This window comes from Undibacterium sp. GW821-FHT11B02, assembly GCF_058808955.1.
In genome coordinates, this window is the sequence record NZ_JBXASD010000005.1 from 123,400 (window position 1) to 141,262 (window position 17,863).

The window sequence follows — 17,863 nt, forward strand, 5'->3', positions numbered from 1 at the left end:
GAGAGAACCATGAGCGTTGCCTATTACATCGTGCTTGATAATGATGAACCTGGTTTTGATACCTTCGTCAATGGCAAGGCCATAGCCCATGCTATTGAAGAACTTGATACATTGTGCGAACAGGCTGATCTGCCCATGCTGGAATCTTTCATTGGCCAGTCTGCTGAGGATATCGAAGATATGCTGGGTGAGGACATAGACTGGCCAGAAGATGAAAAATCTGAACATGTCTGGCACACAGCCGACGCCGGCATCGCCTATATTGAGGCCGTGGTTCATGCGATACAAAACATGCAGCATAGCCTGCAGGCATCAGACGATGTGCTGGAAGACTTTGAAGAATATCGGCGAGTACTGGAACAAGCGAAAGAAGTCGGCGCGAAGTGGCATCTGGCGCTGGATATCTGATAGTGGGTTGCGGCCGTATCTATGAGTTCATAGGCATGGCTCTCTGTGTAATCGAAGAGAAAAAATTTACGAATCAGGTTTGATATGTACTTCGATATGGAGCATCTGACGCGATTCCCTACCTTTGCGGCTGCAACGTCGCTCGCATTGCGGCTGGATTTGCCAATACCTCCTTTGCTTTATGAATGGCATCTCGCTGTATCCGATCCTTTAAATTTGGAAAAATTCATTGCAACCTATGAGTGCGGCGAACTGAATGAAGATGAACGCTTTGCATTGATGGAAGTGATACTTGATTCCGCGGACGAAGCAGCTTCACAAGATACGTTTTTTATATATGGCCCAATCTGGTCGAAAGTGTTAGCACTGCTGGAAGAAAACATCGAGCTGCATATTTATTTGGTTTTTTATTGGTTCTCGGTTGAATGTGAAGATATTGAAGATGCATGGTATCTAGCATCATCCATGCGAACTTTGTTATTGCGTCATCAGGCACGATTTTCGAAACATTAAAATAACGGAACAATTGTTCGATGTTGCCGATAAAAAGGACAGACCTTCATTCTTCTTATTCACGTAAAACAGGCTTACAATCCATCCAAACCTGAACCCAGCTTTTCCGGAATTCGCCTATGATTAATGTCTTTGTTTTACACAATGGTCGACTAAGTCAGATCAATGTGGAAAATCGCGCCGATCTTGAGAATACGCTGCCTATCTGGGTTGATCTGACCGACCCGAACGAAGAAGAGCGTGAATGGGTCAAGAGCATTTATGGCGTTACCTTGCCGGGTGAAGATGAGGTCAAGGATATTGAAGCCTCTGCCCGTTACTATGAAGCCGACAATGGCGACCTGCATCTGCGTACTGATTTTTTGATCGACGATGATGATGGGCCTGCGCGCACAATAACAGTGGCGTTTATCCTCGCGCGTGACATTTTGTTTTCTGTGCGTACCATTGAATTGCCGGTATTTCGCCTGGTGCGTATGCGTGCGCGTTCACGCCCCGGCTCTATTGCCGATTACAAGGATGTATTGCTGGACCTGTATGCCACCGATGCCGAATATTCGGCTGATGCACTGGAAGGTATTTATCAGAACCTGGAAAATGTCAGCCGTAGTGTGCTGCAAAAAAACTTCAGCGATCAGGATGCAGCAGCAGCCTTGAACTCGATTGCGCAAGAAGAAGATTTGAATGGTCGCGTACGACGCAACATGATGGATACCCGCCGTGCCGTCAGCTTTCTGATGCGTGGTCGTTTGTTGAATGCAGATCAGTTTGAAGAAGCGCGGCAAATTCTGCGTGACATTGAATCATTGGATGGGCATACTTCATTTTTGTTCGACAAGATCAACTTCCTGATGGATGCGACTGTCGGTTTCATTAACATCAACCAGAACAAGATCATCAAGATATTCTCGGTAGCCAGCGTCGCGTTTTTGCCACCTACACTGATCGCCAGTATCTATGGCATGAACTTCAGGGGCTGGTTTCCTGAACTGGACTGGCAACTTGGTTACCCGTTTGCGCTGGCATTGATGTTGGCGTCAGCGATTACTCCCTTCTGGTACTTCCGTCGTCGAGGATGGTTAAAATAAAATGGCAGCAATAGCACTCAATCATTACAATTTGCGCGGTGACCGCGCGACTTTGGATAAGCTGAAAGATTTTTATCTTACCTATGTTGGCCTTGAGGTCGGGCCGCGTCCGCTTAACAGTTTCGGTTATTGGCTGTATGCGGGTGGGCGCGATGTCTTGCATTTGTCAGAACCACGACCTGGGGAAGTACGTCAGACAGAAATGAAAACCGGCTTTGATCATGTCGCCTTTACCTGTACAGACCTGCCTGCCATGCTGGCAAAATTACAGCAGGGTGGTGTTGCTTACCGTCAAGCAGTGGTAGCGGCCAAGGCAGGTTTTTCTACGCAGCATCAAGTATTCTTTAATGACCCTGAAGGTAACGGCATAGAGCTGAATTTTATAGAGGTAGCGTCCTGACAAGTGCGAACGGAATTGACGAAAGCAGATCGTATGTCGATCTATATGCAGGTATTTTCACGTCTACGTCAGGGATGAAACCACAATTCCGGCCTGTCAAGGGGCAATTTTTCTGGACTTAGCAGCGGATTGCGAAGGTTGATGATGGTTCTTTGCGGCAGGTTGGCATTTTTGATGGGCACCTGCAGATATTTTTGAAAGGTGCGTTCAAAACTGCCATTCTTGATCATCTCTTCCAGACCATTTTGCAGATCATTTGCCATTTGACGGTCGCGTGGAGTCACAAAAAAATACAAAGCGGATGGATAGTGGATAACAACATGCTTATCGATGAGCAGGTTTTGGCCGGTGTGGGAATCAAATTCGTTTTGTACTTCAAATACTGAGCGAGGAAAATAGTCGAAGCGACCTGCTTTCAACATTTTGAACAGTGGTTCGTAAGATGTTGAAGTTTTTACCGGAAGGCCGTTGCTTTTCAATATGGCTACGTCTGGCCAATCCAGTTCCTGGCCAGCGCTGAAGGCTGCAAGATCACTGATGGATTTTACATCTCTGAGCATGTTACTATTTGCGTTGGTCACCAACGCGACGCGCCAACCAATCAAACCCTTATCGATAGGAATACGAATGGGAATTAGTTGCGCCTCCCTTTCGTCCGTCGTCATGGTCCACAACACGTCAACTGCCCCCATACTTGATGTCAGTTCATAAATGGCCCTCGCTTGTTGCATAGAGTCATTACTGGCTTGCAATTGATAGGGTTGACCACTACTTTTGATGGCCTGCTTCAGAATATCCAGTATGTATTCACTGGTTGGATCTGCTATAGCAGAAAATCTTGGATAACGAATGATTTTGACTGGATCGGCAGCCCTGACCATGCCGACTGTGGGCACCATGCAGACAAGGCATATTAGCAAGCTTGGAATGATCTCAAATGTTTTTTTGAATGCCATATAAGAACACAGGTCAATTGTTCTATTGCAATTGCACTTAAGTGTAATCTGCCTGACCGAAGTGATGTAAGAAATTACTTAAATTCACGTACCGGGATGTTGCAATTACGGCCTTTGCAGTATGTCCAGAGAGGATAATTGGCTTGCACAGTGAACTGGGTTTGTACATTGCCTGAAATAACTCAGCGAGGTGGGTTTTTCCATTGTTTTTCAATGTGTATGGATATCGTTGGCATGTATGATGCGTAAGAGCTTGTCCAGGTAGATCTGCATAGCGGGTAGATTCTGGTTCGAGTCTGAGAAAACCAGGAGACTGTTGCACAATTAAGATGGCCATGCATGCAAATGTGATAAAAAAAGCCAGGACCGATGCCCTGGCTTTCCTTTGCTACCAAGGAACAATAAAACTGAAAGCCAGTTTCACTGTCACTCGTATTTTTGACACGCTTCACATAAACGCAGCTTCTTCAACATCACAAGCTGCGTGACGTGCATACACTGCACTTGCAAACGCCCTGCCTTGCGACAGCGAACGCAGGTCAGTCGTATGGCCGAACAATTTTGTCAAAGGCACATCAGCCACCACTTCAACCCGGCCTGTGTTTTCAATGATGCCTAAAACACGGCCATTGCGTCTTTGCAAATCGCCGATAACATCACCAGTGTTGATGGCGGGGGCATCGACAGTCACTTTCATGACGGGTTCGAGCAAGACAGGATTTGCCTTGCGCAAGCCCGTCAGTACAGCTTCCTTGGCGGCGATGATGAAAGCCATTTCATTACTGTCAACAGCATGGAAATCACCATCAAGCAAAGTGACTTTGACGCCGGTTACTTTTTGCCCCAGCGGACCTTGTTGCAGGGCTTGCTGCACCCCTTTTTCAACGGCAGGGAAAAACGCTGTCGGGATCACGCCACCTTTGACGGCATTGTCAAAAGCAAAGTCACCATCTTTGGCATCAAGCAATTCCAGCCTCACTACAACACGTGCATACATACCTTTGCCGCCGTTTTGCTTGTCCAGCTTGCCTTCTGCTTCGACCATAGACAGGCCCATGGTTTCCTTGTAGGCCACATGCGGCGCACCGACACGTATATCCACCGCAGCTTCGCGGCGGGCGCGTTCCAGTACCACATCCAGATGCAATTCACCCATGCCCCATAGAACTGTCTCGCCCGTTTCGGCGTCACTTTCCAATCGCAAAGAGGGGTCTTCGCGACGGAACTTGTCCAGCACGGCCAACATCTTTGCCCGGTCCGTGCCATTGCCAGGTTCTACTGCCAGGGCCACCACGGGTTCACCGGCATGAATGGTTTCCAGCGTCCATGGCTGCGCCTTGCTGGCCAGCGTTTGTCCGGTCAGTGCATCTTTCAGGTTGGCGATGGCGATGATGCTGCCAGCGCCAGACTGTGTTGTGCCAGTGCGCTCATCCGCATGCACAACATACAGACGCCCAATACGTACCGACGCATCCAGACTGGCGTTCCAGATGGTTTCGCCTTCATGCAGACTGCCGCCATAAATGCGCACAAATGCCAGTGAACCATGTTCGTCATGCGTTACCTTGAACACCAACGCTGCCAAAGGGTCAGCATCACCAGTGGCAAGCGTCACGCTATCGCCATGCAAGGTGGCGATGGGTGCAGCACGGTCATCAGGTGATGGCAGCCAGTCAATCACGGCATCCAGCAACGGTTCTATACCGGCGTTTTTATATGCAGAACCCGCCAGCATGGGCACGGCTTTCCTAGCCAGTGTCATGACGCGCAAACCTTGCAGAATTTCTGCATGGGTTAAGGTGTCATTCGCCAGATAGGCATCTGTCAGTGCATCATTGGCTTCTGCCGCCACCGATGCTGCATAAGCATACGCAGTCTGCGCCTGTGCCTGCAGTTCTGCCGGCAAAGCTGATACTGTCATATTGCCCTTGGCATCCCATTGCAAGAAACGCTGCTGCAAGACATCGATGACGCCTGTGAATTCGTCAGCTGCGCCAATCGGTATTGCCAGCGGCACAGGACGGGCGCCAAGATGTGTGCGCACCTGTTCTGTGACGCGGGCAAAGTTGGCACCGACCTGATCCATCTTGTTGACGAAGATGATCATAGGTACGCCATGTTTTTCTGCCTGGTGCCAGACTGTTTCAGTTTGTGGCTGCACGCCAGCAACGCCGGACAGGACCGTGATGGCACCGTCCAGCACACGCAACGAACGTTCAACTTCAATCGCAAAGTCGATATGGCCTGGCGTATCGATCAGGGTGAATTCATGGCCGTTCCAGACGCAACGTGTCGCCGCTGCACCGATAGTGATGCCGCGTTCTTTTTCCAGCGCCATGGTGTCCATGGTGGCATTGCCTTCGTGGACTTCACCAGTGCGATGGATTTCGCCGGTTTTAAACAGGATGCGTTCAGACAGCGTGGTCTTGCCAGCGTCTATGTGTGCGATGATGCCAAAATTGCGCCAATTGTTACGCAAATGATGTCGCGCAGGTTGCGCATTAGCCTTAAAGTTAGCCTTGTTGGATACGGCACGGGATGTGGTGTTCGTCATGATGGTCTTTCTACATAGCGAGCGGTCGAGGGTTGTCTTGGTGACAGCGCCGCGGGGCCATGCGACCACCCTTGTTTCAGTGGTCCCGCGCGCGTTCTACATCGGCTAACTTCATGTTATATGGCTCCTCAAAAGAGAGTGTATTTGATTCAAACTACGTCAATGTGCGTACTAAAGTGGTGCTTTGTTTTTGGATATCAAGTGTGTAAACAAAGTACCGGAAAACAAAAAAGGCCCGTGTGGGCCTTTGTATTTTTACTCTTAACAGAGTTTCAACGGGCACACATCAGCGGCCCCGGGATGTCATCCGACATGCCGGGAGGGCGTAGGTAAAAAAGAGTATGCTCAGTGTTTTCATTTTTACAGAATAATCCCAAATTCAGGACTTGTCAAATGGGGCCTTAGAATGAAAAAAGAGGGATGTAAAATATGCGTGAAATGCAAGTTGCCTGATGTCGTGACTAGAACTCATCCCTATTGATAAAATGAGTTCTAGTCCCCATCATCACATATACAAAGTCTTGTGATGTAAATAATTGCGATAAACGATTTTGAAGTTATCCAGGTTTCTGTTGTCTTCCTTGATCAGCAAGTCGCGGACTTCACAGTTTTCATCATCGATTTTGTAAACCCAGAAATCCAGTATCACTTCGGGGTGGTCTTGCGACACGATAGAGACACCTTTACCGCCGCCGATGAAGTTGGAATACTGATAAACCATGAATTTTCCTTTCAAGATTTTTGGGTCGATCTTGAGTCCATCCAGAATGGTCGCTGCGTTTTCTTCTCCTGGTGCTATTTCTTTGCGCGTGTCGGCATAGGTGTTCAGAAATTTTCGCAGATGAATGACTTCCACAGTGTTATAGGATCTGCTGTAGCCGGTTAACTGATCTTTATTAAGATTCAGTTCTTTTACTTCTTGTGCTGCGCCGATAAGTGGGAGCATGAAAAGGGATAGCAATACGAGTTTTTGTAAATTCATTTTTTCTTTCAGTCATTAGGGATTTGCAATTCCGCAGTTGGGTTTTACGTTGGCTCACGTAGATCATTTTCTTTATTTAAATATTTTTCCTGCGCCACGACGACCACATCATCCACACTCAGGTCGCTGCTTGGGCCTATGTTGGAGTGTTCGATCAGTGCCCTTTGCAAAACCTGACGTGAAGCACTTTTTAAGCGTGCAAACATCAGGTGTTTTTTCTGATTCTGAAGTGCAGCACAAAAGTCGGCGATGGCTTCAACGCTGGAACTGTCCAGGTCAGGGGATTCTTCCAGACTGAGGATGACGACCTGTATATCACCAGCGGCACTGAGGTATTTTTTTGCCTGAACTATGGTGCGTTCGGCATTGGCAAAGAATAAGCTTGCTTCGGGGCGCATGATGAGTATTCCGGGGATACTTTGTGCTTCCGGATAATCGGTCATGTTGACAAAATCATGTCCGCCATTCAAGCGACCAAGTATGGAAATGCTGGATTCTGCCAGCTTGCGTAGCAACATCAGCAAACTGACACCAATAGCAACCAACAAACCATCCAGCACACCCAGCAAGAGTACAGCAAGCACAGCGCCAATGGCAACGAATCGGTCACGGCGTATTTTAAAATAAGGAGTGAAAGCTGATAAGCGCAATGAATGACTGACTGCGTGAATGACAATGGCAGCCAGCACTGGAGATGGTGTCAATGCAATGATGGGTAGCATGGTCAGTATGATCAAAAGTAAGGCCGCAGCTGCAGCCCAGCCAGCCCATTTCGATTGCGCGCCATTTGCTTCGTTGGCCGCCGTGGCAGAAAATCCTGCACCAACTGGCATACCGTGGAAAATGCCGGATAACAGATTTGCCGCACCCAGGGCAAACAGGTCCCGGTTGGGGGAGATGGTGTCACCATGTTTCATCGCAAAGTTACGTACTGAGCTATAGGATTCAGCGTATAAAATTAGTAGCATGGCGATGCTAAGTTCGCCGATGCGCAACCACTGCACATAGGTCATGGTCGGCAGGGTGGGAATTTGCAGATCCAGATCAATCTGTCCGACAAGACTGACACCATACTGTTCCAACCCCAGCCATTGACCGGCGAGTATTCCCACAAAGATGACAGCCAGGCCGCCGGGCATATACGGTATTCTTGCCAGCGCAAATAAGAGGATGAGTGCCAGCAATCCCACAATGAGAGATACCCAGTTCCAGAGGTGGATCTGGCTTAACAGATCGTAGGCAAACCGTATCATGTCGGTATGGTTGGCATGAACCCCAACAACATGGGCAAATTGCTTGAAAATAATGACGGCAGCCAGACCAAATGCAAAGCCTCTTAAAACGGGTTTGGCGATGAAATCGGAAATACTTCCCAAACGTGCCATTCCGGCAAAAATAAAGAAAATTCCTGTCAATAAAACCAGACCGATGGCAACCAGTAAACGTAAACCGGTGTCGCCATTTGACATGGCGGCAGATGCCGAGGCCAGCACTGCTGCTGATGATGAGGTCGCAGCAACAATGGCAAAGCGGCTGCTGCCGATGAGTCCATAACATACCAGGCCAGCAAACAGCGCGACTATCCCAGCCTGTGGTGGAAGATTGGCGATACTTGAATACGCAACGGCTTCAGGAAGCAGGAGCCCAGCCAGGGACAAACCCGCAATGATGTCTGACCATGCCCAATGGTTTTTCATATTATTTTTTTCGATTTATGTTTATTTTATTCTAGTATATGCTTTGTCTATTCAATAACGGTTTTTTTAATGCCGCTATAGGTCACTTCATATAAAGCCTCGTCTACGAAAGCTTGCTTATCATGCTTGATCCGTGTCTAAGAATTTTTTCTTACAATACAGGGCGCGACCCTGAAAGACTGCAAATGAAGTATGCCAATATGCGGCAAAACGCGTTTGTTTTCCTGCGTGGCAGCTGCCATCTCTTTTATGACCGTTTGGCAGAAGACAAGGCGGTGTTGCGCACGCCACTGGTATGGTGTTGTGGGGATTTGCATCTGGAAAATTTTGGCACCTATAAAGCTGACAACCGGCTTGCCTATTTTGATATCACTGACTTTGATGAGGCAGCCCTGGCACCGCTTGCATGGGATTTGCTGCGCTTCGTGACCAGTGTGCAAGTGGGGGCGCAAAGCCTGGGACTGAACAGGCCTCAGGCAAAAGCACTCGCCGAAAGCTTTTTAATATCCTACAAAAGGACATTATGTTCAGGCAAGGGCTACTGGGTGGAAAGGGATAATGCTGATGGACTGGTTGGCAATCTGTTGGAAAAATTGCGTAGCAGGCAAAGAGCGGAATTTCTGGCGCAGCGTACTGTATTGAAAGGGAGTCGCAGGCGTTTGCGTATTGACGGCAAGAAGGCATTGCCAGTCACCACTGAACAGCGTGAGATAGTGACGAGCTTCTTTGAAGACTATGCTACCCGTCAAAGTAATCCACAGTTCTTCAAGGTACAGGATATTGCCAGACGTATCGCAGGCACAGGCAGTCTTGGTGTGGATCGTTACATCGTTCTTGTGCAAGGCAAGGGTGGGCCAAATGGTCATTACTTGCTGGATTTGAAAGAAGCATTGCCTTCGTCGTTGGTGACACACCTGAAAACAAAACAGCCAAAATGGAAGTCAGAAGCCGAGCGCGTGGTTGCTTTGCAGCGACGTCTGCAAGCCGTATCCATGGCTTTTCTACAGCCTGTTCGTTTGGGAAAAAAAGCTTATATCCTGCGTGCACTGCAACCTACAGAAGATCGCGTCAATCTTGATCATTCACTTTGTTCCCTGAGTGAGCTGGAAAATGTCATGCAACTAATGGGGTGTATCGTTGCCTCTGCCCACATCCGTGGCTCTGGCAGGCAGGGATCGGCAATTAATGATGAACTGATTGCATTTGCAGAAAAGAATAAATGGATTAATGTCATCCTGAATCATGCAACACTCTGTAGCAAACAAGTCAACAAGGACTGGAAGGCATATAGCAAGGCATTTGATCTCGGATATTTCAAGTCTTCCGTTTAATTCATCAATAGGACTTACGCAAAATTGTCCCAGCAAGGCTGTCGCTTTTAGGAAACCTCCCTTGCAAGGGAGGTTCGTTACGTCGGCAGGCAACATGTTGCCTGAAACCCCCGACTACACCTGTCGCTTTTAGGAAACCTCCCTTGCAAGGGAGGTTCGTTACGTCGGCAGGCAACATGTTGCCTGAAACCCCGACTGCACCTGTCGCTTTTAGGAAACCTCCCTTGTAAGGGCGGTCCGTTTCGTTGACAGACAATGTATTGTCTGAAACTCCGACTGCACCTATCGCTTTTAGGAAACCGCTCTTGTAAGGGCGGTCCGTTTCGTTGGCAGACAATGCATTATCTGAAACCCCGACTGCACCGTAGCGACGAAGACAGTACTTTGGTACGCGGCTCCTGGGAGAGGAGCTGTAACGCAACTGGGGCGGTTTTGCGTAAGGCCTAATAAAATCTGCATGGACTGTTGCAGTAGCTAGTCCATCGACTTATCTCTTTCTCCTTCCCCGGGCGTCAGTTCCTGCTTTGCGGCACCACTCCCCCAATGTTGCCTCATGGAAATTTCTATACTTTATGTTACAAACCGCCCTTTGTAGCTAATATATCTGTTAATCTGCCCCATCCAAAAATCCATTTAATGGCCATAAAATAGTTTTATATAACTGGTATCACACTATTTTCTGTTAATTTTGTGCAAATTGATGACAAAATGACGACAAAATTGCTATTGCATACTACTGCTATTTTCGGATACATTAGGTTACATCAATATACGATAAGATACAGATGGTGCAGTTGTGAATATTTTGAATTGGCGAGAGGTATGGCATGCCTACCAGTCTCATGAAAAGCCCACCGTAATACAGGCCCGGCCGTCGGCATCAGCGCTGAATAGCTTGCGTTGGGCCATGTATTTGCGTCTGACAGACAGCAATAGTCATTTCAAGAGTAAATGTCTGTTCTTGCTGCGTAGCTGCTTGCGTCCCCGCACCAGTCTGGATTGGTACGCTTATCTGCACCAGACTGATCTGCGTAAGGTCGTAAGCAAGGACGTTGCTTTGCTGGACGCCATACATCGCCCCTTCTTTGATCGCAACATCGGCACGGAGGCACGTTTGTCTCTAATGCAGAATCATTTTCATTTGTCTGGCGTTTTGTTTGGCAAAAGCCAGGCGCAAGACCTGCTGGCAGGTAAGGCTTTTGATATTGCCAGCCTGCAGGGCAAGAATCAGGACCAATACCGCCTGAGCCTGTTCCGCTGCAATTCATTCAAGCGTGAAGGTGGGTTGACACTGGGCTTGTTTCAGGGTGCGCATTTGCTGCAATGCCTGAGCTTTTCCTTTGATCGCCATCATCAGCAACTGTCAATACGTGTGGGTGGCATACAGTCCTGCAAGCAAGATGCGCGAGAATTGATACGTAGCTGTACCAAGAGTCTGCACGGAATACAGCCGCGTTTGCTGCTGATAGAAGCCTTGCGCTGCATAGCGCAGGAATTGAATTGTGCGACCATAGAATGCATCGCCAAAAAGAATCATATCTATCAGTCATGGCGCTACCGGTTCAGTAAGTGTATCAAGGCAGAATACGATGCTTTATGGCAGAGTGCTGGCGCGGTACCTCACAGCAACGGCAACTATCTGTTACCACTAAGTGTAGAAGAGAAACCCTGGTCAGCCCGACCTAGCAATAAGCGCAGTGAATACCGTGCACGCGATGTACTGACAGCGGACATGCGCAAGGAAATTGCACAAAGTCTGGCCGCAGCCTGATTTTACGCCCGCTTGGTATTGCGAATATCTGCCAACAAGCTGGTTACATTAACCGGACTTACGCAAAACCGCTCCAGCTGCATTGCAGCGCCTGGCAGTACTTTTAGTACTGCCTTCGTCGCCGCACCTTGCTGTAACAATTTTACGTAAGTCTTAATTACGTGATTTTCGTCCGATTCCAGCTAAAAACCTGAAATGCATGCAGGTCAGAGCGTACTCCCCGCTGTGCGAATAAGGTATGTTAAGCAACAGGGAGCATGCTGAGCTTTCAGTCAAAACTTACCAAAAATCATCTTTCCGCTCTGCTTCTCCTTCAATATCGTGTAAACTTAAATACTAGACAAGATACAAGAACTCATTTCGTCATAAGGGATGAGTGTGAATAATGTATCCGATCGTCAGTTACCAGAGGGTTTGCCTCATAATGCGCCAAGTGTTGCATTGTGCCTTAAACGGAGATAGAGCTTGATGAGCGCTCAGCAGGAGCCGCCGCTGACAGTAAACACACAGATACAGGCCTGCCTGCTGTACTTTGTGCTGGCCGTAGCGGGTATGTTGTTGTCTCGCAGCGCAGAGAATGTTGCCATTCTTTGGTATGCCAATGCGGTTGCGGTTGCTTATCTGTGCGATCAGCCGCTCCGGCGTAACTTGCCTCTTTTGTTTTTTTTCGTGATGGCTAATTTCGGGGCCAATCTGTTGCTAGGCAGTGGCTGGCTGCTCTCGGGATTTTTTGCTGTAGCAAATGGAATAGAAATTCTGTTGGTCTGTTACACCTTGCGCAGTGCTGACCTGGTAGCTGACTTTGATAAATCCGGCAGCAAGCTGATGAAACTGATCGTACTGGGATTCTTCCTGCCCTGTGCTTGTAGTGCCACTATTGGTGCGGCAATGGCTTCGTGGATTGGATTGGGAAGCTTTAGCCGGATTTTTCCGACCTGGTATGTGGGTGCTTCACTGGGCCTGGCTTTGATATTCCCAATGATGCGTATGGCCATGCGTAAGACGGGGGCTGCCTGGTCAGAACACATTCATTGGTTCAGATTTGTGCGCTATGCCTTGCCAACCATTGCCATGGTGTTTGTGGCGCTGACATTTTTGCCATTCCCCTTTGTGTATGTGCTGGTGGCACTTACTTTTGGCATACAAAAGCTTACTTACGAAGAATCTCATTTGCTGATTGTGTTGGCGATTACCAGTCTGGGACTGATGATTTCGCTGGGTAACTTCGTGACACCTGACATGGTATCCAATTGGCAGCTTTTTCTGGTGTATCTACCAGTGCTGATTACTGCCATTCCACCGATGCTGATGTCTGCCAGCCTGAACGAAGGGCGCATTAAAGAGGCGGAGCGCCTGCAATTTGCTGTCGAATTATCAAACAGCCAGGCTGCGCTGCAAACGGTAATTGATCACATGCAAGCCATGATTGGTTACTGGGACATCGATTTGAAAAACCGTTTTGCCAATGGAGCATATAAAAAATGGTTTGGCATTGATGCAGATGCCATGCCCGGCATGCACTTGCGTGAGGTGATCGGAGAAGAAAGTTTCCAGCAGAGCTGGTTTCATATACAGGCAGTCCTGCTAGGTGATGCACAATTATTTGAGCGCACGATCATCGATACCGTAGGGGAAAAAAAACATGCATTGATTTCTTATATTCCGCATGCTTTGGATGGAGTGGTCCACGGTTTCTATACCTTTGTCACAGACATTACCCAGTTGCGGCAGGCACAAATGCAAGAGATACTGGCGCGCGCCAAACTCACCAGCATGTTTGAAGCTGCTAGCGAATTTGCCATCATTGCGACCGATACTGTAGGTAATATCCAGATTTTCAGTAAAGGTGCCGAGCGCCTGTTGGGTTACCGGGCTGATGAAATCATTCAGCAGCAAGCTTCGGTGGATATTTATGTGCCAGAAGAGATCCTGCAGCGCGCTCAGGTGCTGAGTGCCGAACTGGGTTACCCGGTTTCTGGTTTTGAAGTCTTTGTTGCCAAGGCACGCATGGGGCAGTCTGAGGTGCAGCAATGGACTTATGTTACCAAGAATGGCCAATATGTACCTGTCAGCCTGGTGGTAAGTGCAATACGTAACGACAAGAATGAGATAGAGGGTTTTCTTGGCATCGCCTCAGATATCAGTCGCCAGAAACAACTGGAGTCGTCGCTGATTGCAGCAAAAGAACAGGCAGAAATGGCCAGCCGCGCCAAATCCGAATTTCTGGCAAACATGAGCCACGAAATCCGCACCCCCATGAATGCCGTGCTGGGTATGAGCTATTTGCTCAACAAGACTGAACTGTCTGCCGTGCAAAGAAATTACTTGAATATGATACGGTCTTCAGGACAATCCCTGCTTAGCATACTGAATGATATTCTGGATATTTCAAAAATTGAGGCCGGTCGTATCGAATTATCGCCCACACGTTTTTTCCTGAAAGATGTGCTGAGTGCCCTGGCCAATATGATGTCGGTCAATGTGGGTGAAAAAAATCTGGAACTCTCTCTGGGCATCGACGCCGGTGTACCCGCAGAAATGATAGGCGATGCCCTGCGCCTGCAGCAGATATTGATCAACATCATTGGCAATGCCATTAAATTCACAGAGAGTGGCGAAGTATCTCTGCTGGTGCAACTGGAACAAAGTGAAGTAACAGATAAATACCCACTGTTCATGCAGTTCATCGTGCGTGATACGGGTATAGGAATGTCAGCTGAGCAAATCAGCAGGTTATTTAATGCATTTGAACAGGCCGATGCATCGACCTCTCGCCGCTTTGGCGGAACCGGCCTGGGGCTGGCTATTTCGCGCCGTTTTGTCGAATTGATGGATGGCTCTATTGAGGTAAGCAGCGTAGAAGGGCAGGGGACAGAATTTCGCGTCAACATTCCCATGCTGCCGGTACCAAACGATGTTGGTAATGATGTTCATTCGAATCAACAGCAGATGCTGGGGGGGCTGCGGCACGAGCGGAACAACTTGCAACATATCAAGAGAATACTGGTAGTCGATGACAACATCACCAGTCGTACTTACATTGCCAAGACCATACAGGCCTGGGGTTGGCAGGCAGATACAGCCGCATCAGGGGTAGAAGCCGTACAAAAAGTCAGTGCACAGAATAATACTGAGACAGCTTATAACGCCATCCTGATTGACTGGCACATGCCAGTGCAGGACGGTCTGGAAACCGTGCAGGCACTTGACAAACTATTGACGGATGCCCAGTTGTCGCAAGTACCGTTGATATTGATGAGCAGTGCGTATGATCGTAGCGCCTTGGTACTGGAAGGCAGCCAGCGCAAGCCAGATGCCATCTTGTTGAAACCCGTTACAGGGTCAAGCTTGTATGATATTTTGCAAGAGACTTCTGCGCAAACCAAAGGCGCTGCAGGAATCAGGCAGATGCCGGTCACTGGTCAGATCAGACACGGAAGTTTCACTGGTGCTCGTGTCTTGTTGGTGGAAGACAATAAGTTCAACCAGATCGTTGCTGCAGAAATTCTGGAGCAGGCCGGTATCAATATAGAAATTGCCAATAACGGCAGTGAGGCAGTGGAGTTACTGAAAACTTCGTCTGATCGCTTTGATCTGGTACTGATGGACGTGCAAATGCCCATCATGGACGGCTGGACAGCGACTGAAGTACTGCGTAAGGAATACGCCCTGCAACTCCCGATACTGGCGATGACTGCAGGCGTCATGCAAGCCGAGCGTGAGCGCTGTCTCAGCGTTGGCATGAATGATCTGATCTTCAAACCGATCGATGTTGAGCAGATGATGACCGCACTGGCCCGTCATCTGCCCCAGCATGCAGCCAGTTCCCGCCAGGTATTACCTGTACCGGAGCCAATGGACAATGCTGCTGGAATACCGCAAGGTATATTTGACCCCGTCAAATTACTTTCTCTGGCCAAAGGCAACCCTGCCATCATCAAGACACTGCTGACCGCCATTGAAAATATGATAGGGGCAGCGCAAGCCGAGTTTCGCAATGCAGATAATTGCTGGCGTGACGGTAATACGGCACAAGCTGCCCGCATTTTGCATACCTTGCGCGGCAGTATTGGCACATTGGGGGCCAATGATTTTGCACAAAGCGCACTGAATCTGGAAAACGCCATGAACACTAATCAGCAAGGTCAGATTGGAAATTTGTTCATAGTGGCCAAAACCAAACTGGACCAGGTTGTTGTCGCGGTGAGTCAATGGCTGAAGACGCAACGTCAGGGCGATGTAGTTGAGCAACCCGGCACAGCAAAAATAAAACCTGACCGGTTGAAGCTGGACGAACTTAAAACCTTGCTACAGGCACAAAATATGCGCGCCAGTGAAATACATCAGGAAATGCGCACTAGCCTGTCTGCCTGTCTGACAGATGAACTGGCTGAAAAGCTGGATACAGCAATGGCGCAACTAGATTTCCAGGTGGCGCTTAACATCTTGCAGCAGCACGAATTTTAATTTTATTGCCCGATAAATATTTTTTTATGTATTATTAGGGCTTACGCAAAATCGTCCCAGCAAGGCTATCGCTTTAGGAAACCTCCCTTGCAGGGGAGGTCCGTTACGTCGGCAGGCAATATATTGTCTGAAACCCCGACTACACCTATCGCTTTAGGAAGCGTCCCTTACAGGGGAGGTTTGTTCCGTCGGCAGACAATGTATTGTCTGAAACCCCGACTACACCGTAGCGACGAAGGCAGTACGAACAGTACGCGGCTCCTGGGAGATGAGCTGCAACGCGGTTGGGGCGGTTTTGCGTAAGTCCTAATTATGTGTTTCTTGCTATGCTGACTTAACTCATTTTATTGTTCATCTTTTCATCTGATTCCCATTTGCGAAATGAGTCCCGGAGTAAAACCATGATCAGCCAGGATATGACATTTTAAGGCCATGCCGACAATCAAACCCCTGGAAGTATTTCCAGGCAATCTCTCCGTACCGTCAAGACGCCCACGCGTCCTGATTGTTGACGACCAGACCATTAATATTCAAACCCTGTACCAGATATTCTCTGAGGACCATGACGTATTCATGGCAACCACAGGTCAGAAGGCACTGGAATTTTGTCGGCAGACCCCACCAGACCTGATTCTGATGGACATCATCATGCCGGAAATGGATGGCCTGGAAGTATGTCGCCTCCTGCAAGAGAATGAGCATACCGCCGACATCCCTGTACTGTTTGTGACCGCGCAAAGCAATCCGGATGAAGAGTCACGTGCCTTGATGGCTGGTGGCATGGATTTCATCAGCAAGCCAGTGAATCCCGACGTGGTGCGTGCCCGTGTCAAAACCCATATCACTCTGAAATTGCAGCGCGATCTGTTGCGGAAACTGGTTTTTACCGACCCTTTAACCGGGCTTGCCAATCGCCGCAGTTTTGATGAATCCTTTGATCGTGAATGGCGGCATTGCCAGCGCTATGGCAAATCGCTGGCGATTTTGATGCTGGATATTGATTATTTTAAGAAGTATAACGACCACTATGGACATCAAGAGGGAGATCAGTGCCTGGCTGCGGTAGCGGCCAGCCTGCAGGCGAACTTAGGTCGGCCACATGACGTGGTTGCCCGTTTTGGCGGGGAAGAATTCATTTGCCTGATGTCTGAATGTGAATTGTCTGGTGCCGCCAGCAAGGCGGAAAGCCTGCGTCATACTGTCATGGCGATGGCGATACCCCATCTGGGGTCACAAGTTGCACAAGTGGTCACGCTCAGCATAGGGGTAGCGGCCGTCGTTCCAGATGACAGGCATAGCAAATCGGCCCTCATTGCTGCTGCTGACGCAAAACTCTATGAAGCCAAACACAATGGCCGCAATCGCGTGGTAGCCTGAGAGAAACCTGATTATCTTGCAGCCTCAGTTGAGTCTTTCCATCATTTGATTCTCATTTTTTTCAACGTACTTTACCTGAGTGCTTTGTATCTTCTGGTGCTGGCAAGAGATTACTCTGCAGTGCCTCCTCCAGGCGTTTGCCCTCACGATATGAAAGATCAGATGATTTGCCATTGATCAGGCGACTAATGGTGGCCTGGTTGACTCCAGCGATAGCAGCGACTTCTGCCTGACTTTTTCCATGAGCCAGCAGGGCCAGTGCAAGATTTTTGGATGAATTCATGTTAATACAATTATATGCCAATCTAAAATAAAACAA

Annotated in this window: 13 protein-coding genes; 8 read left to right on the forward strand and 5 right to left on the reverse strand. The window is 48.5% G+C overall.

What is annotated here, in order from left to right; all coding sequences use genetic code 11:
* The first annotated feature begins 9 nt into the window (after positions 1–9).
* The 4 genes from AC1RVX_RS11755 (at position 10) to AC1RVX_RS11770 (ending at position 2,409) form a co-directional block, all read left to right on the forward strand.
* A complete protein-coding gene (locus tag AC1RVX_RS11755; protein ID WP_493216782.1) occupies positions 10–408 on the forward strand; it encodes a hypothetical protein in 399 nt (132 codons plus the stop codon).
* A gap of 84 nt (positions 409–492) precedes the next feature.
* Entirely contained in the window at positions 493–921 is a 429-nt protein-coding gene (locus AC1RVX_RS11760) for a hypothetical protein (protein WP_493216783.1), read from the forward strand.
* A gap of 119 nt (positions 922–1,040) precedes the next feature.
* On the forward strand, positions 1,041–2,009 hold the full coding sequence (gene corA / locus AC1RVX_RS11765) for a magnesium/cobalt transporter CorA (RefSeq protein WP_493216784.1): 969 nt from the start codon (positions 1,041–1,043) through the stop codon (positions 2,007–2,009).
* A 1-nt stretch (position 2,010) separates the two neighbouring features.
* Positions 2,011–2,409, forward strand: coding sequence for a VOC family protein (locus tag AC1RVX_RS11770; RefSeq protein WP_493216785.1), 399 nt, complete (start codon positions 2,011–2,013; stop codon positions 2,407–2,409).
* A 68-nt stretch (positions 2,410–2,477) separates the two neighbouring features.
* Here the strand turns inward: AC1RVX_RS11770 and AC1RVX_RS11775 are convergent, their stop codons facing one another.
* The 4 genes from AC1RVX_RS11775 to AC1RVX_RS11790 form a co-directional block, all read right to left on the reverse strand.
* Positions 2,478–3,308 carry a substrate-binding periplasmic protein gene (locus tag AC1RVX_RS11775; protein WP_493216786.1) on the reverse strand — a complete coding sequence of 277 codons (831 nt, stop codon included), beginning with the start codon at positions 3,306–3,308 and terminating at the stop codon, positions 2,478–2,480.
* 505 nt (positions 3,309–3,813) lie between these two features.
* On the reverse strand, positions 3,814–5,919 hold the full coding sequence (fusA, locus tag AC1RVX_RS11780) for an elongation factor G (protein ID WP_493216787.1): 2,106 nt from the start codon (positions 5,917–5,919) through the stop codon (positions 3,814–3,816).
* Between the two features lie 505 nt (positions 5,920–6,424).
* Entirely contained in the window at positions 6,425–6,901 is a 477-nt protein-coding gene (locus AC1RVX_RS11785) for an RNA-binding protein (RefSeq protein ID WP_493216788.1), read from the reverse strand.
* A 44-nt stretch (positions 6,902–6,945) separates the two neighbouring features.
* Complete coding sequence (locus AC1RVX_RS11790; protein ID WP_493216789.1) at positions 6,946–8,598, reverse strand: SulP family inorganic anion transporter; 1,653 nt, start codon at positions 8,596–8,598, stop codon at positions 6,946–6,948.
* 122 nt (positions 8,599–8,720) lie between these two features.
* Here AC1RVX_RS11790 and AC1RVX_RS11795 point away from each other — a divergent pair, with 122 nt between their 5' ends.
* The 4 genes from AC1RVX_RS11795 to AC1RVX_RS11810 all read left to right on the forward strand — a co-directional run bounded on the left by AC1RVX_RS11795 (position 8,721) and on the right by AC1RVX_RS11810 (position 17,544).
* A complete protein-coding gene (locus AC1RVX_RS11795; RefSeq protein WP_493216790.1) occupies positions 8,721–9,929 on the forward strand; it encodes a DUF2252 domain-containing protein in 1,209 nt (402 codons plus the stop codon).
* A gap of 796 nt (positions 9,930–10,725) precedes the next feature.
* Complete coding sequence (locus AC1RVX_RS11800; RefSeq protein ID WP_493216791.1) at positions 10,726–11,700, forward strand: VirK/YbjX family protein; 975 nt, start codon at positions 10,726–10,728, stop codon at positions 11,698–11,700.
* Between the two features lie 468 nt (positions 11,701–12,168).
* A complete protein-coding gene (locus AC1RVX_RS11805; protein WP_493216792.1) occupies positions 12,169–16,167 on the forward strand; it encodes a response regulator in 3,999 nt (1,332 codons plus the stop codon).
* A gap of 432 nt (positions 16,168–16,599) precedes the next feature.
* Complete coding sequence (locus AC1RVX_RS11810; protein WP_493216793.1) at positions 16,600–17,544, forward strand: GGDEF domain-containing response regulator; 945 nt, start codon at positions 16,600–16,602, stop codon at positions 17,542–17,544.
* Positions 17,545–17,605: 61 nt separating this feature from the next.
* Here AC1RVX_RS11810 and AC1RVX_RS11815 read toward each other — a convergent pair whose 3' ends face one another.
* Entirely contained in the window at positions 17,606–17,827 is a 222-nt protein-coding gene (locus AC1RVX_RS11815; protein WP_493216794.1) for a helix-turn-helix domain-containing protein, read from the reverse strand.
* Between the last annotated feature and the right edge of the window lie 36 nt (positions 17,828–17,863).

Excerpts from the sequence above, each read along its gene's own strand:
- AC1RVX_RS11795 (WP_493216790.1), top strand. The coding sequence starts at position 8,721 with ATGCTTGATCCGTGTCTAAGAATTTTTTCTTACAATACAGGGCGCGAC.
- AC1RVX_RS11805 (WP_493216792.1), top strand. The coding sequence starts at position 12,169 with ATGAGCGCTCAGCAGGAGCCGCCGCTGACAGTAAACACACAGATACAG.
- fusA (WP_493216787.1), bottom strand. The coding sequence starts at position 5,919 with ATGACGAACACCACATCCCGTGCCGTATCCAACAAGGCTAACTTTAAG.
- AC1RVX_RS11815 (WP_493216794.1), bottom strand. The coding sequence starts at position 17,827 with ATGAATTCATCCAAAAATCTTGCACTGGCCCTGCTGGCTCATGGAAAA.
- AC1RVX_RS11760 (WP_493216783.1), top strand. The coding sequence starts at position 493 with ATGTACTTCGATATGGAGCATCTGACGCGATTCCCTACCTTTGCGGCT.
- AC1RVX_RS11775 (WP_493216786.1), bottom strand. The coding sequence starts at position 3,308 with ATGGTGCCCACAGTCGGCATGGTCAGGGCTGCCGATCCAGTCAAAATC.
- corA (WP_493216784.1), top strand. The coding sequence starts at position 1,041 with ATGATTAATGTCTTTGTTTTACACAATGGTCGACTAAGTCAGATCAAT.
- AC1RVX_RS11755 (WP_493216782.1), top strand. The coding sequence starts at position 10 with ATGAGCGTTGCCTATTACATCGTGCTTGATAATGATGAACCTGGTTTT.
- AC1RVX_RS11810 (WP_493216793.1), top strand. The coding sequence starts at position 16,600 with ATGCCGACAATCAAACCCCTGGAAGTATTTCCAGGCAATCTCTCCGTA.
- AC1RVX_RS11770 (WP_493216785.1), top strand. The coding sequence starts at position 2,011 with ATGGCAGCAATAGCACTCAATCATTACAATTTGCGCGGTGACCGCGCG.
- AC1RVX_RS11785 (WP_493216788.1), bottom strand. The coding sequence starts at position 6,901 with ATGAATTTACAAAAACTCGTATTGCTATCCCTTTTCATGCTCCCACTT.
- AC1RVX_RS11790 (WP_493216789.1), bottom strand. The coding sequence starts at position 8,598 with ATGAAAAACCATTGGGCATGGTCAGACATCATTGCGGGTTTGTCCCTG.